At 25.8% G+C, this 16392-nt stretch carries 15 protein-coding genes; 13 read left to right on the forward strand and 2 right to left on the reverse strand.

All coding sequences use genetic code 11. The features are described from left to right. Positions 1-64: 64 nt before the first annotated feature. Positions 65-1837, forward strand: a complete 1773-nt coding sequence (locus BZ132_RS03190) for an MJ1255/VC2487 family glycosyltransferase (protein ID WP_286940484.1) — start codon at positions 65-67, stop codon at positions 1835-1837. 26 nt (positions 1838-1863) lie between these two features. Then, a complete protein-coding gene (locus BZ132_RS03195; RefSeq protein ID WP_011406244.1) occupies positions 1864-2736 on the forward strand; it encodes a radical SAM protein in 873 nt (290 codons plus the stop codon). Positions 2737-2755: 19 nt separating this feature from the next. Here BZ132_RS03195 and aroE read toward each other — a convergent pair whose 3' ends face one another. Beyond that, positions 2756-3607, reverse strand: a complete 852-nt coding sequence (gene aroE, locus BZ132_RS03200; RefSeq protein WP_011406245.1) for a shikimate dehydrogenase — start codon at positions 3605-3607, stop codon at positions 2756-2758. Between the two features lie 366 nt (positions 3608-3973). On the opposite strand from aroE, the gene hisS reads away from it, so the two are divergent. The 11 genes from hisS (at position 3974) to BZ132_RS03255 (ending at position 15795) form a co-directional block, all read left to right on the forward strand. Further along, a complete protein-coding gene (hisS, locus tag BZ132_RS03205; RefSeq protein ID WP_011406246.1) occupies positions 3974-5254 on the forward strand; it encodes a histidine--tRNA ligase in 1281 nt (426 codons plus the stop codon). Between the two features lie 11 nt (positions 5255-5265). Then, positions 5266-5652 (forward strand): phosphoribosyl-AMP cyclohydrolase, encoded by a 387-nt coding sequence (gene hisI / locus BZ132_RS03210; RefSeq protein WP_286940492.1) that lies wholly within the window; start codon positions 5266-5268, stop codon positions 5650-5652. Between the two features lie 12 nt (positions 5653-5664). Continuing rightward, positions 5665-7524, forward strand: coding sequence for a PINc/VapC family ATPase (locus BZ132_RS03215; RefSeq protein ID WP_011406248.1), 1860 nt, complete (start codon positions 5665-5667; stop codon positions 7522-7524). A gap of 10 nt (positions 7525-7534) precedes the next feature. Then, entirely contained in the window at positions 7535-8293 is a 759-nt protein-coding gene (locus BZ132_RS03220; RefSeq protein WP_011406249.1) for a sugar phosphate isomerase/epimerase, read from the forward strand. Positions 8294-8314: 21 nt separating this feature from the next. Beyond that, on the forward strand, positions 8315-8818 hold the full coding sequence (gene endA, locus BZ132_RS03225; protein ID WP_011406250.1) for a tRNA-intron lyase: 504 nt from the start codon (positions 8315-8317) through the stop codon (positions 8816-8818). 44 nt (positions 8819-8862) lie between these two features. Then, positions 8863-9954, forward strand: coding sequence for a tryptophan--tRNA ligase (locus BZ132_RS03230; protein WP_048059846.1), 1092 nt, complete (start codon positions 8863-8865; stop codon positions 9952-9954). A 248-nt stretch (positions 9955-10202) separates the two neighbouring features. Beyond that, positions 10203-11792 carry a DUF6508 domain-containing protein gene (locus BZ132_RS03235; RefSeq protein WP_011406252.1) on the forward strand — a complete coding sequence of 530 codons (1590 nt, stop codon included), beginning with the start codon at positions 10203-10205 and terminating at the stop codon, positions 11790-11792. 1084 nt (positions 11793-12876) lie between these two features. Then, on the forward strand, positions 12877-13500 hold the full coding sequence (gene cbiM, locus BZ132_RS03240) for a cobalt transporter CbiM (protein ID WP_011406253.1): 624 nt from the start codon (positions 12877-12879) through the stop codon (positions 13498-13500). A gap of 5 nt (positions 13501-13505) precedes the next feature. Then, the gene (locus tag BZ132_RS03245; protein WP_011406254.1) at positions 13506-13790 is read left to right on the forward strand and encodes a PDGLE domain-containing protein; all 285 of its coding nucleotides are present in this window, start codon (positions 13506-13508) and stop codon (positions 13788-13790) included. 160 nt (positions 13791-13950) lie between these two features. Beyond that, positions 13951-14745, forward strand: coding sequence for a cobalt ECF transporter T component CbiQ (cbiQ, locus tag BZ132_RS03250; protein ID WP_011406255.1), 795 nt, complete (start codon positions 13951-13953; stop codon positions 14743-14745). Positions 14746-15051: 306 nt separating this feature from the next. Next, positions 15052-15795, forward strand: a complete 744-nt coding sequence (locus BZ132_RS03255; protein WP_048059715.1) for a hypothetical protein — start codon at positions 15052-15054, stop codon at positions 15793-15795. Between the two features lie 30 nt (positions 15796-15825). Here the strand turns inward: BZ132_RS03255 and BZ132_RS03260 are convergent, their stop codons facing one another. Beyond that, positions 15826-16110 (reverse strand): hypothetical protein, encoded by a 285-nt coding sequence (locus BZ132_RS03260; protein ID WP_011406257.1) that lies wholly within the window; start codon positions 16108-16110, stop codon positions 15826-15828. Positions 16111-16392 lie beyond the last annotated feature (282 nt).

Raw genomic sequence — 16392 nt, forward strand, 5'->3', positions numbered from 1 at the left:
AATATTACATTTTTTTAAATTTAATGATTTTTTTATAAAAATTCTATAATAAAATTGTGATTTCATGAAGATTAGTATTATCATACCCACATATAATGAAGAGGAATTTCTTCCTGATTTATTAAAAAGTATTAAAAGACAAGATTTTAAGGATTTAGAAGTTATTATAGCTGATGCTAATTCCACAGATAAAACAGTTGAAATTGCTAAATCATACATGTGTAAAGTTGTACCTGGTGGTCTTCCAGCTGTTGGACGTAATAATGGTGCAAAAGTAGCTAAGGGTGAAATATTATTATTTTTAGATGCTGATTCAGTATTAACTAATAATTATATAACATCTACTATTGAAGAATTTGAATTACATAATTTAGGTATTGCTATTACTCAAATTGTTCCATTGGAGAAGGGTTTTATCAATGAAATATCTCATGAAATAGCTAACTATCTAACCAAACAAATATCTCATATAAAACCACATGGTGCTGGTTGTTATGGTATGATTACATATAAATCATTACATGAGAAAGTCAATGGTTTTGATGAATCATTAGATTTTGGTGAAGATACAGATTATATTGAAAGAATTGCTAAAATAAGTCGTTTTAAAGTTCTTGAAAATCCACGTTTACTAATTTCTACTAGAAGATTAGAAGAGGAAGGATTAAAGGAAATTACATTAAAGTATGCAAAAAGTACTGCTAAACAATTGGTTGGTCAAAAAGTGACATTAGAGGAGTTAGGTTATAGTTTTGGACATGGTAGTTCAAAGAAAAATAGAATTCTTTACTCATTATGTGGTGAAGGATTAGGTCATGCAATTCGTAGTGGGGTAGTTATTGAATATTTAATTAATGAAGGTTATGATTTAATTGTATTTGCAAGTGATAGGGCTTATGATTATTTAAGTTCTAAATTTGATAATATATATTATATTGGTGGATTCAATACTGTTTATGAAAATAACTCTGTTCGTAATAGAAAAACATTTGTATATAATATGAAGGATGTGCCTAGTGATTTAAAAAATAATATGACTAAAATGTTTAATTTAGCTCATAAATTTAAGCCTGATGTTATAGTATCTGATTTTGAATTCTATTCAAATTTATTATCACATATACTTCGTATACCCTTAATTAGTATTGATAATATGCATGTATTAACAGAGGCCAAGTATTCAACACCAAATAAATATGCAAAGGACAGATTATTTAGTGAATCAGTGGTTCATGCTTTTATTCAAAATGCTAAGAAAACATTAATATATTCATATTTCTTCCCACCACTTAAAAATACAGAAAACACAAGATATGTTTATCCAATACTCAGGGATAAAATATATCAACTTAAGCCTACAGATGGAGATTATATACTAGTATATCAGACAAGTACATCAAACAATGAATTAATAGAACTATTAAAGAAAAATCCACAACAAAACTTCATTGTATATGGCTTTCATGTGGATAAAAAAGAGGATAATGTATTATTTAGATCATTTAGTGAAGATTTATTATATAAGGATTTTAAAGATGCAAAATGTGTAATAACAAATGGTGGATTTTCATTTATTACAGAAGCACTTCAATTAGGAAAACCAATACTAAGTATACCTGTAAAGAAACAATTTGAACAAATACTAAATGCAATTTATCTGGATAAATTAGGTTATGGAGAACATCATAGTAAGATTAACCAGGCAATTCTAGATAATTTCATAGAAAAAATACCTGTATATAAGAAAAATATTTCTGAAAAATATGTAAAACCTAAAAATAACAATGAAACATTGAATATACTAAAGGAAACTATTGAAGAAGTAATAAATAACTAAAATCCTTTTCTATTTTTTTTGATAATATGAATTATATAACTGCTAAAACTATTCTTACACCAGTAAATTACTCCTCAAAATGGTTTGGAATAGATTATACAATGAATTTATATAGAGGTTGTAATCATGGTTGTATATATTGTGATAGTAGAAGAAATATCTACAATATAACTGATTTTGACACGGTACAAATTAAAAAAGATGCTATATCTATTTTAAGAAATGAATTACGACATAATAAAAAGGGTATTATTGGAAATGGGGCTATGAGTGATCCATACAATATTTTAGATGAAAAATATGAATTAACAAGAAAATCATTAGAATTAATAGAAAAATACAATTATGGGATATTTATTACAACAAAAAACAACTTAATTATAAGAGATATGGATGTACTAAAAAGAATTAAGAATAAACTCATTAGTATAACAATCACAACACCTAATGATAAATTAGCATCTATTATTGAACCGAATGTTTCTGTTTCATCAAAGAGATTTAAGGCAATGAAAAAACTTAATGAAAATAATATTCCCTGTGGAATCATGTTACTACCAGTACTTCCATTTATAACAGATAAAACAAATGATATTAAAAAACTCATAAAACTAGCATATAAAAATCATGCAAGATTTATATATCCATCGAGTATGGGTATGACTCTATCTGAAAATCAGCGTACATACTTCTATAAAAAATTAGATGAATCATTTCCAAATCTCAAGGAAAAATATAGAAAAATATATAATGATAACTACACATGCACAACTAGAAATTATGAGTTGTATGATGTGTTTAAACAAAAATGTGATGATTATGGTATATTATATAAAATGAGTGATATAATTAAGATTTATAGAAAGGATACAGATAAGCAATCCACATTATTTAAATAGAAAATATAGGGAAAAATAATTATCCCTGTAAATGTTTAAGTAATGGTTTTTCAAATGATTCATATGATGGTGTTTTTCCAGTAAATATTTCAAATGCCTTAATTCCCTGATTTATTAACATGTGTGTTCCAGGAATTGTTGTTGCTCCCTGTTTTTTTGATTGTTTTAGTAGTTGTGTCTCTAATGGATTGTATATAATATCCATAACAGTATGTTTAGATGAAATTTTATCAGTTTTAATGGGAGGTGCAACTTCATCTTTAGGATACATTCCAATAGGAGTTGTATTGATTATAATATCAACATCATCAATCACATTATCAGTTTTTTTAATATTAATAAAATCTATATTTTCAAAGTTCGTCTGATTTTTAAGATTAGTAATTAATTTTTGAGCATTATCTTTACTTCTATTTGCAACTATCAATTGATTTATATTTTTATTTAATAATGTGAATGTTATAGCCTTTGAAGCTCCACCTGCACCAATTATCATTATGTTTTTGTCTTTTAATGAAGTGTATTTTTCAATTGATACTATAGCTCCAATACCATCAGTATTATATCCCTTTGCAATTCCATCTTTAAAATTTATAGTATTTACTGCACCAATTTTTTCTGCAGTTTCATCTATTTCATCAAGATATGGGATAATGGTAGTTTTATGTGGTATTGTCACATTTAAACCTTTAATATTCAAGGTTTTTGCTGATGTTATTACATGTTTTAGATTTTCAACTTCTACATGGAATGGAACATATTTATAATCCATATTCATTAATTTATATGCATTGTTATGCATTGGTGGTGAAAAGCTATGTTCTATAGGATGTCCTATAACTCCTGTTATTAATGTTTTTCCTGTTATCATACAATTACCTTTTAAAGTTTTTATCTTAAATTTTAAAAAATTCTTTATATAATAAAATATATATCTTTTAAATAATTTGTAGATAATTATAAATCCCTACTTAAATATTCATCTATATGTTGTTGTAATTATTTAAATAGGTGTTTAATTATTATATAGATTGTTTTTTAAGGATATGGATTAATTATTTTAAAATCATACACTATGATTTTTAGTAATTAGTTAATATCATGTTAAATTGTTTTATTTATTCTAATTTATTTATCCATAAATAAAGAGTTATGTGTATGTATTCTAGTATAATTTAAAATAATTTAAAGGGACAAGTATGTACTTGTATAATTTAATAAAAGGAGTATAATAGTCATGGAATTTAATAAACCAAGAGGAACACGTGATTTTCTTTTTGAGGATATGGAAGAGCGAAATTATGTTGAAAATACTATAAGAAATGTTGTTGAAAATTATGGATTTAAGGAAATAAAAACACCAATATTTGAAGATTTAGAATTATTCACAACAAAATCTGGTGAAGGAATAAAAGAGGAAATATATCATTTTCAAGATAAAGGTGGAAGAGATTTAGCTTTAAGACCAGAACTTACAGCAAGTGTAAGTAGATTATATAATAACAATCTTCAAAAATCTGCAAAACCACTGAAAATGTATTATTTTGGCAGTTGTTTTAGATATGAAAGACCACAAGCAGGTAGATTTAGGGAATTTTGGCAGTTTGGTATAGAAGTTATTGGTGGAGTACCAATTTATAATGAAGCTGAAATTATAGCAATGGCTAATGAGGCATTAACTCAGGTTGGAATTAAAAATTATGAGATTAACATTGGACATCTTGGTATTATTAAAGGTGTTTTAAATCAATTAAATATTTCATCACAACAACAAACTGCCATAATTGCAAGTATAGATAAGGAAGACTATGAATTACTTGATAAATTATTAGAAGATAACGATATTTCAAGTGAATATAAAAATATAATTACAAGTATTATTAATATAAAAGGTAGTCGTAGTGATTTAGAAACATTAAAACAATTACTTGAAGATATACCTGAGAGTTTTGAAGCTTTAGAAAATCTTGATAAAACATTAGAGGTTCTTGAAGTATTTGGTTTTGATGATTATGTTGTTAATTTATCAATAGCAAGGGGACTTGATTATTATACTGGTATTGTATTTGAAATATATGTACCAGATTTAGGTGCTGAGAAACAAATTACAGGTGGAGGAACATACAACCTCACAGCATTATTTGACTCAGAAAAAGTGGAATCCACAGGTTTTGCATTTGGTTTTGATAGAATAATGGAAGCATACCATAGACAAAACATACAAGTACCTATAAGTTCTAAACCAAAAGTACTTGTTATTCCTGTGAAAAAAGAATTTAAATTAAATGCTATAGAAGTAGCACAACAATTACGAGCCCATAATATTGTTACAGATATAGATCTTAAGGGTAAAAAACTTAAAAAGAACCTATCCTATGCTAATAATCATAACTTCAATAAAGTTATAATGATAGGTCAACAAGAAGTTGAAGATGAAACAGTAACAATTAAGGATATGGATTCTGGATGTCAGGAAACAATACCACAAAATACTGTTGTATCTGAATTACTAAAATAGGGATAAACATGATAAAACCAAACTTTAGACATATTATAAATGGTAAAAGATTAGCAACTGCCATAGCCCAAGATTATAAAACAGGTGAAGTATTAATGGTTGCATTTATAGATGAAGAAGCTTTTAATAAAACCATACAAACAAGAAAAGCTCACTACTATAGTACAAGTAGAAATATGATTTGGTATAAGGGAGAAGAATCAGGACATATTCAAGAGATAAAAGAGGTTCTTCTAGATTGTGATGAAGATGCAATAATATTTAAAGTAAAACAAGTAGGTGGAGCATGTCATACAGGACATTATTCTTGTTTTTATAAGAAATTATCAGATGATGAAGAAGTTGTGACTGAATATGAAGATAAGGTATTTGACCCTGAAGATGTATATGAAAAATAAGGAGATGTTTTATTGGTTAAAATAGTGCCAGATACTAGTATAATTATAGATCAACAAGTAAGTGTTTTAGTTCAAGATTTATATAAAGGTGCAGAAGTATTAATACCAGAGGCTGTTCCATCAGAAATTGAAAACCATGCAAATAAAAGAAAAGAAATAGGTTATCAAGGACTTGAAGAATTAAAAAAACTACAACAACTAAGTACTGAAGGAATAATAACATTAGAATATGTTGGAAGAAGACCTAAACTAGATGAAATATCCATAGCAGGTGGTGGGGAAATTGATGCTATGATAAGAGATATTGCAAGAAAATATCATGCAATTCTAGTAACAAGTGATAAATTACAGAAAGAAATAGCAGAAGCACAAGGTGTGGAAACATATTTCTATAAAAAAGAAGTAGAACCTATTTCAACTGGTCCAACAGAACTAGAATCATATTTCTCAAAGGATATATCATCAATACATTTACGGGAAAATACAACACCCATGGCAAAAAAAGGAACACCAGGTCATATTGAATTAATAGAACTAGATTATGTTCCATTAAGATATAGGGATTTAGATAGAATATCAAAGGAAATTATAGAACAATCAAAGAAAAGACATGATTGTTTTATTGAAATTGATAAAAGAGGAGCTACAGTAATTCAATTTGGAGATTTAAGAGTAACTATTGCAAAACCACCATTTTCTGATGGATTTGAAATAACTGCAATAAAACCTGTGAATAAACTTGACTTGGATGATTATGATGTATCTGATAAATTACTTGAAAGATTATCAAACGATGCAAAAGGAATACTCATAGCAGGATCTCCTGGTGCAGGTAAGTCAACATTTGCACAGGCTCTTGCAGAGTATTATTATTATGATATGGAACAAATGGTAAAAACCATGGAATCTCCAAGAGATTTGAATTTAGATGATAACATAACACAATATGCACCTCTTGAGGGAGATATGGAAAATACTGCAGATATACTTCTTCTTGTAAGACCTGACTTCACAATATTTGATGAAGTTAGAAAAACAAGGGATTTTGAAATCTATTCTGATATGAGATTAGCTGGTGTTGGAATGATAGGAGTAGTTCATGCTACACGAGCAATTGATGCTGTTCAAAGATTTATTGGACGACTTGAATTAGGTGTTATTCCATCTGTAATTGATACAACAATTTATATTAATAATGGTGAAATAGATACAGTATATTCAATAGAATTAACAGTAAAAGTTCCAACAGGTATGCTTGAAGCTGACTTGTCACGACCTGTAATTGAAATAAAAGACTTTGAAAGTGGTGAATTATTCTATGAAATATATACATATGGTGAACAAACTATAGTGATGGATATTAATAAAACTCAAAGACAGGATGATGATAAAGAAGATCAAAAGAGTCCTGTTAGTAAAATTGTTGAAAGAGTTATAAGAAAAGAAGTAAATAAGGTGGCTCCACATGCAATTATGGAAGTATCCTTGATATCAGATAAACGTGCACTTCTTGAAATTGATCCAGATCATACTGGTGCTGTTATTGGTAAAAATGGAAGAACAATAGCACAAATTGAAGAACGTGCTGGTATTAGTATTGAAGTTGAAGAATTAGAAGTAAAGGATATTGATAATAGATCACCTATAAATGTAAATGTTTCTGGTAATTATTTATCATTAAACTTTAGAAAAGAAGATATTGGTTCTAGCTATGATATTATAGTAGAAGATGAATATCTATTCACAGCAACAGTTGGTAAAAAGGCAAATATTCGTCTTAAAAAAGATATTGAAATGGCAGAAATTGTTATTGAAGCCATGAAAAAAGGTGAACCAGTGTATGCTAGATTAAGAAATGAGGATTTATATTGAGGTTATTAAAATGAAAATTAGTGTTTCAACATTAGGATTATATCCTGCAACAATGGAAAATATTTTAGACTTTGTAACAGAACAAAAATTAGATTATCTTGAAGTTATTAAAGAATATCCATATGATGAAGTGGGTGCAGATGTATTTGAATCATATGATCTTGGTTTAAGTATACATGCACCAATGTCTGATGTTAATATTGCCTCTCATGTTAAGAAAATAAGAGATATTTCTGTTGAATTAATGGTGGATTCATTTAAATTAGCAAATGATTGGGGAGCAGAACGTGTAGTTGTACATCCTGGTACAATACCTATTATGGCACTTAAATATCCTGAAAAAATATTAAAATATAATGTGGAATCATTGATTAAATGTCAACGTGCTGCACAAGAGTATGGTGTTATGATGTGTGTGGAAAACATGCCATTATTTGAGAGAATGTTATATACTAATGTTGATGCTTTATTTGATTTAGTAGATAATGAGATTCATTCTGGTATTACATTAGATGTTGGTCATGCACATAACAATGGATTTGCTCCAGAGAACATGTTTAAATCTGATAATATTCATCATATTCATCTAAGTGATAATGATGGTTCATATGATATGCATCATGCTCTAGGTTCTCATAACATTGATTTTCCTAAAATATTTGATATTCTCAAACAAAAGAAATATGATGATATATGTGTAATAGAAGTTAGAACTCTACAGGGAATATTAAAAAGTATAGATTATTTAAAGGATATTAATATATTATAAGGGAGTTGTGTTATAATTTCAATGTATTCAATATTATTAAATGATAGAGTAATAGTAAAGGATGAAAATGCTCATAATTTGTATAATAAACGTTATTATGGAAATTTAACAGATTCTGGACTTGAATTATCTTTTATAGAAGCGTTATTTCTATTAACTAAAAATAAGATAGAAATTTATGACGATGATAAACTCATAACAAAAGAGGATTTAACAGATATTATAAGACAAAAACATATATTTTCACATTATCTTGTATATAAGGATCTTCGAATAAGGGGTTATATTATAAAAACAGGTTTCAAGTATGGTAGTGATTTTAGAATATATGAAAGGGGACATGCACCAGGAGATGGACATTCCAATTTTCTAGTAAAAATATTATCAGAAGAACAGGAAATAAAGGTACGTGACTTCTCAAGTTATGTTCGTGTAGCTCATGGTGTACGTAAAACACTACTACTTGCAGTTGTTGATGATGAATATGATATAACATACTATGATATAGAATGGACAAAACCATGAAAAAATAATATATTAAAATGAATAGGGAGTGTAATAAATTGAATATGATAGATCCATGGGGTTCTTCAATAATAGACTATGATAAACTTACAGAACAGTTTGGTATTAAACCATTTACAGATGTGGTAGATGATATACCACATGCTAGTAAATTAATGACACGTGGTATAATCTTTGGACAAAGGGATTATAATAAAATAACTGATGCTCTAAATAACAACAAACCATTTGCTACTATGACTGGAATGATGCCAAGTGGTAAAATGCACATTGGTCATAAAATGGTAGTAGATCAATTAAAATGGTACCAGGAAAAAAATGCTGATATTTATGTATCAATAGCAGATATGGAAGCATATGCAGCAAGAGGTATAAGTAAGGAAAAATCAAGGGAATTAGCATTAAATGAATATATTACAAACTATATAGCTCTAGGATTAGATGTTACTCGTGATAACTTCCATCTTTATCTTCAATCAGAAAATGATGATGTTAAAAATCTAGCATATATAATAGGTAAAAAAGTTACATTTAATCAGATGAGAAGTATTTATGGATTTAATAATTCAACAAATATTGCTCATATATACACACCACTACTACAAGTAGCAGATATTCTTCATCCACAACTTAAAAAATATGGAGGTCCAAAACCTGTAATTGTACCTGTAGGACCAGATCAGGATCCACATATTAGATTAACAAGAGATCTTGCAAGTAAATTTAATGAAGAATATGGATTTATAGAGCCATCAGCAACGTTCCACAGATTCATGACAGGACTTACTGGAGAAAAAATGAGTAGTAGTAAACCAAAAAGTGCAATATATTTAACTGATTCATTAAAAGATGCTGTGAAAAAAGTTAAAAGTGCAAAGACTGGTGGTCGTGAAAGTTTAAAAGAACAAAAAGAACTTGGTGGTATGCCAGATAAATGTTCAATATATGAATTATTAGTTTATCATTTAATTGATGATGATAAAAAATTAGAAGAAATAAGAAGTAAATGTTTATCTGGAGAGATACTATGTGGTAATTGTAAAGGATGTGCAAGTGAATTAATAACAGACATGTTTGAAGAACTTGATCAAAAACGTGAAGAAGCAAGAAAAATTGCAAATACTTTACTAAAATAAGTAAAATTCTGTTTTTTACTTATAAACTCTTTTTTTTAAACTATTTTTTTAGTGATTTTTTTTCTACTTTAGATTATTTTTATTCAAAAAATAGATAATATAACTAAATACCCAATAGGAGTATATAGTATAGACTTAAATATTAATTTTTATATAATTATTACCTATATTATAGTTTATTTTTTCTATTATTGAAATATGGAAAAATCAAGTTTATATAAACAACTACTAAAAAGGAGAGTATATGTATGGAAGAAGAATTACAAGAAATTTGGACTAATTATGATAGACAAACAGTATTTAATTATGTGGAAACTCGTTTACATCACTACTTATTCACAAAAATATTTAAAGATGAAGCAGAAATAATGAGTAAAATCATTGAAATTGATGAAAGAGAACTTAAAGGATTTAAAATAGATTATTATCTTAATATTCCAGAAACTATGGATTTAATTCAGAATTTTTCAAAATTAGAAACACAACTTGAAGGAAAAAATCTATCAGAAAATCCATATTCTGAAATTCTTAGTCTTATAAAATATATGTTTGAAAATGTTAAAAACAACGATACAAATAAGATTAATAATAAAAACTTCAATGATGATGCACTTGCAAATATAAATGACAGTATTTTATCCAGTAAAAAAGAAATATCAGCAATACTTAAAAAAGATTGTTTTAAAGATATAGATACACCAGATATTATTGATATTAATTTATTAGAAGATGCATGTAAAAATACTGATGATATATTTAATTTAGCAAGAGTTTATGAAGTATATGATGAATTATTTGTATTTCCTACTAAAATTGAATTATACAATACAATAACCAAGGAAATACTTCCTGCTATGAGTAATGATAAATTATTTGAATTATATGTATTACTTAACACTTTAGAAGTTCTTGAAACTACAAAAGGTACTATTACATTCCAAAAAGCTGGTGTTAGGGAACTAGCTGAATATTACTTCCAAGTTGAAGAAAATAATATGGAACATACAACAGTAATGCAAATATTCTTCCATGATTTACCAGAAGAATTAGAAGCAAAATTCAAACCAATTCTTAAATATCCATACATTTGTTTACGTATGAAAAATACTGTTAAAGCTCGTAATTTAACTCGTGTAAGTTATTTATTACTTGAAATTGAAAGAATTACAGATAATCAAATTAAATATAAATGTAAAGCTACAGAAGATATACGTAACATTCTTGTTGTATGGGATCATAGATTATTCAACGATGAAAAATCACATATTAAAGTTCTAGATTATAAAACATTACAAATGGGATTAAATAAGTCATTTGGTAATATTTTCAAATTCCCTAATATTGAAAATGTTGATGCAATTCTTGAATACATACCATACTTTGAAGATACAAGTAATGAATTTATGAAAGTTGAAGGTGGACAACGTTACTATGATGATGAAGCTGACTTCTTTAAAGATGATTTATATCAAGAAAATATATATAGAACCTTTGATAATCTAAAGGATTGGGAAGAAAAAGGATGGAAATATATTAATAACCATGAATTAATTAAAAGACTTGATCTTTTAACAATCATGAAAGTTCTTTATCTTATCATGCAGAAAGAAAATACTAGACCAGGGTTTTTAGGAAAACTTATGCAGGATGGTACAGTATTAACAATTCTTAAAAGATTAGAAGAAATTAGAAATGTTAATGAAAGTGAAATTACTGAATTATATTCACCATATAAAAAACTTAAATGTTGTCCTATACATGATCCTGATTTCTATGCTGAAAAAGAAAAGGAAATGGATGATCTTTTAAGTAGAAAAGCTGATGAAGTAGATGAATAATGTTATTCATCATACTTTTTCATTTTTAAATTATTTTTATACTTGTATTACTTTTTTTAGTTTTATTTTTAAGTTATTATTAATTATTACTTTTTTATATTTTTTTAATTAAAAGTTAATACAATATCATTACTTATTATAGTATATTGTTAATGAATTTATGATATTTTATTCTTTAGAGTTGTTTAATCCAATTAAAAAAAGTAATACTTTATATAGTATGAGTAATATAATTTATAATTGTAAGAATTAATACTAAATATTTAAAAAGTATTAATAATTACGTATCATAAATAGATTTATTAAAATGTAAAATTAGTATTTATTAATATTTATTTTTCTAAAAGAAATAGCTAATTAATAGATAATAAAAAAATAGCCTAGTTAACATCTATGTAATATAATTTCCTCTTGAATTATTTATAATAAAAAAAATACAAACTATAATTTTTATGCACGGAATATTTTTTTTTAAATAAAAAAATATTAGAGTTATAATACTCTTTTATATTATTTTTTTAGTCTTTATTTAGAATTTTTTTTTTAAAATCATCATAATTTTTAATAGATGATAGTTATAATCTAAGAAAAAATGAAAATTAGTTTCTTATTTGAAGTATTATCCTATGATGTATTACTTTTTATATAGATTATTTATATACTATTATTAATTATTACTTTTCTATGTCTTTTTTAGTTTAAAGTAATACTTTATGTTACATGATAGCTGGTTTTATTTTCAAAAATTATTTTATTCATGATTTAAAGGTATATAATTATGTTTTACATAATAAAGTTTATATAGAAAGAGTTATAGATTTTATATTATAATTATAATACAAAATATAAAAAAAGTATTACTATTATTATAAATTCAAAAAAATATTTAAAACATGTGAAAGGTTTTTATTTTTTTAATCATATCTTATAACTCTAAAACATGACTAAAAATATAATTAATCTAAACAACCTTTAGTATAATCCTCTTGAATAAATTATACATTTTTATTTTATATAGTCTATAAGTATTATATTTTATGATTAAATAAATAATCTTTTACAAAATATAAATGGAGACATATAAATGCATATACCTGATGGTTTTATTACCATTCCATTATGTGTAGTATTATATATACTAGCAATAGTATTTGTATTTCTATCAGCAAAATGGAGTAAAGAAAATTTAAATGAAAAATATGTACCATTACTAGCAGTATTAGCTGCAGGAATTTTTGCTATAATGTCATTTAATCTACCAGTACCTTTTGGTTCTAGTGGACACCTCCTTGGTGCAGCACTTGTAGCAATAGTATTCTGTAGTCCATATGCAGCAATACTTGTACTTGCAATGGTATTAATTATACAAGCATTACTATTTGGTGATGGTGGAATAACAGCACTTGGAGCAAACATAATAAATATGGGTGTTGTAGGTGGATTTGTAGGATACTATGGATTTAAATCATTAAATAAAATTATTGGAAAATATCCTAGTATATTTGTATCCTCATGGGCTGCTTGTTTTATTGCAGCATTAGTAGCAGCTCTTGAAATATCTCTAAGTGGAACTTTCCCATTAGATCTAGGACTATTATATATGGGTGGTTATCATGCAATGATTGGAGTTATTGAAGGAGCAATAACTGTTATAATTATTAAAGGAATTGAATCTGTACGACCAGATTTACTAGCATGGAATAGGTGATGTATATGGAGAAAAAACAATTATACTTTGGAATATTTATAGTAGCAATAGTTATCTGTATACTATCACCATTTTTAGCATCTGGTGATCCTGATGGACTTGAAGCTTCAGCTGAACATCTAAATCCTGATAGTTTAGAAGCAAGTCAAGTAATAACTCCTATAATGCCAGATTATACCTTAGAGGGCATGGAAGATAATCCTCTTGTAGGAGTGGCATGTTTAATTGTTGGGGCTATTATATCTGTAGCAGTAGCATATGGAGTATTTTATGCAATAAGTAAAAAATAATTTTTAATTTATTTTTTCTATTTTTTTTATTATTTTTTAGTCATATCTTAAATTTTTACATTTTTAAAACAATAATGATAAAAAATAAATTATTTTTTTAAATAATAATTAATATAATTAAAATATATATTAATAATATTGAGTGGGGAGATAATTATTTATGGTTAGTTTTAGTCAGTTACAACAACAAGATATTTATGCTACACAAAATAGTATACTACATAATGTTGATAGTAGAATTAAATTATTAGTACTATTTTTAGTAATATTATTTGCTGTTTCTTCAAGTAATTTCATAGTATTTCTAACTCTGGAGATATATTTAATAATTTTAATACTTATCTCTGGTATTTCATTAAAAGAAGCAATGATTAGAGTTCTTTTAATATTGCCCTTTGGTTTTTCAATAGCCATATTTCAACCATTTATACAGCCAGGTCAGGTACTCTACACATTACCATTAGGAATACATATCACTCTTGAAGGTATTAATTTTGCAGAACTTTTATTATCTCGCCTGTTTATAAGTATAACTTCAATTGTATTGTTCTCATATATAACTCCAATGAAGGATATTGCAGAGGCTTTTAGAAAATTACATTTTCCCAATGCTTTTGCAATGATTTTTTCATTATTTGTAAGATTTATCTTCCTATTTTATGATGAACTTAGAAGTATTCAACAAGCACAGGCAAGTAGAGGATTTAGTCTTTCAAATAACACACCATATATGTGGAAATTAAAACAAGTAGGTAGTTTGTTTTTAATGATGTTTCTTAGAGCATATGAACGTGGAGAAACAGTATATCAGAGTATGGCAAGTAGATGTTATGATGCAGATAGTAGATTATATACATCAAAGAATAAACTATCCCTAAATAGTATTTTATATATTTTAATTCCAATCTTGATTATGATTATATTATTACTACTTGAGTATGTTCATATAATTTAAATTACTTTTTATTTTTTTTAAAAATATTCTATTATAGTATTTTGTTAGTTCTCTTGTTTTATATTATATTTTATATAGTTTTTCAATGACTTTTTTCTAAAACAATTACTTTTTCATATTTAATGTTATTTTATATAAAAATTGATTTTCTATATTATGAAAGATTTTCTATATTATGAAAAATATAATGAAAGAGAACTATATATTTTTCAGATAATTTTCAATAAAAAAACAATAATCTTTTAAAAAATAAGTTACAAAGTAATAAATAGATTACTAGGAATTTAAATAAGAGTGTTGAATAATATGGAATCTATAGTTAAACTAGATGATATTACAATTAAAGAATGGGAAAATGGAGTTATTGAATTTGAAGTAACTGATGAAAATAATAATCCTATTAGTGGAGATGCTGCAGTAAAACTTAATGATAGTACTTTTCTTAAAGGAAAAGTTGTTAATGGTAAATTTTCAGAAAAATGTTCCTTCCAAGAAATTCATAATGAATCATACGATATAGAAGTAGTTTTTGATGGAAATGAAGAATGTAATGCAAGTAGAGCATATGCAAAGTTATATGTTAAAAAAATAGATCCTATTATAATATCATTCCATGATTTACAAAATGCAGGTTATAGATTAGTTAAATGGATTAATATTAATAAAAGATTACCTGGAAAAATATCAATAAATAATCATCAAATATCAATAGGACATCTATTATATATCTTTTCAGATGCAGTGATAAATCTTAATAATAATATAACTGATGATCTTGAATTAACAGGTATTGCTACACCAAGAGTATCAAGTGAAAATCTTAAATGTAATGTGATTGTCTCAAAAGAAGAAATTGTTGAAATTAGCGAAGCTATAATTGTTTATTCAAAAGAAAATAATGAATTACCTTCTACTATAGAAACTTCAAAAGGAAAAATAGGATTTATGAACTTATTATATACTTTAGCAGTTGTTATTGCTAATAGTTCATCAACTGGTCTTTTAAATAATGTTAATGTAAGACCTTGGAAAGAAATTGTTGCTAAGTAGAAAAACAACATTTTCTTTTTTTAAGTACTTCTAACAAAATACTTCACTACGTGGCATATATTCACATAAATGTATTTCTTTTTTTGTAGCATCAATTGTAAAAACTAGTATTTTATCGTTTATTTCTATCCATTTATAGTTGTGGAGAGGTTTTTCAAAAGTATTAAATCTTGTTTTATGATTTAAAATAATTTTTGCATGTGTTTGCATTTCCTTTATTTTATTTGCAAGTATGGTGTATTCTTTAATATTTACTGTTTTTAATTCATTTAAAGTTTTTTCAAGTTCTTTTTCCATAGTAATTTCATATACCATTAATAACATCCCCTCATTTATCTAACTATATATTGTTTAAAAAAATAATATAATTCAATACCATATTGTAAAATTTCTACTTCTTTATTATTTTTTTATACTTATTTTCATTTTTTATATTTATTTTATAAAATTTAAATCAATAAAAACTCATATCTCTTATACAATAATATATTCACTACCTTATAAATATTTATGGATTTATTGATAATAAAAAAAAGAATATGTTATTTATAATTTCATTGTTTTTATTTAAATAAGGATAATAAATATTAAGTATAA

It is taken from the genome of Methanosphaera sp. DEW79, from assembly GCF_003266085.1.
Taxonomy (GTDB): domain Archaea; phylum Methanobacteriota; class Methanobacteria; order Methanobacteriales; family Methanobacteriaceae; genus Methanosphaera; species Methanosphaera stadtmanae.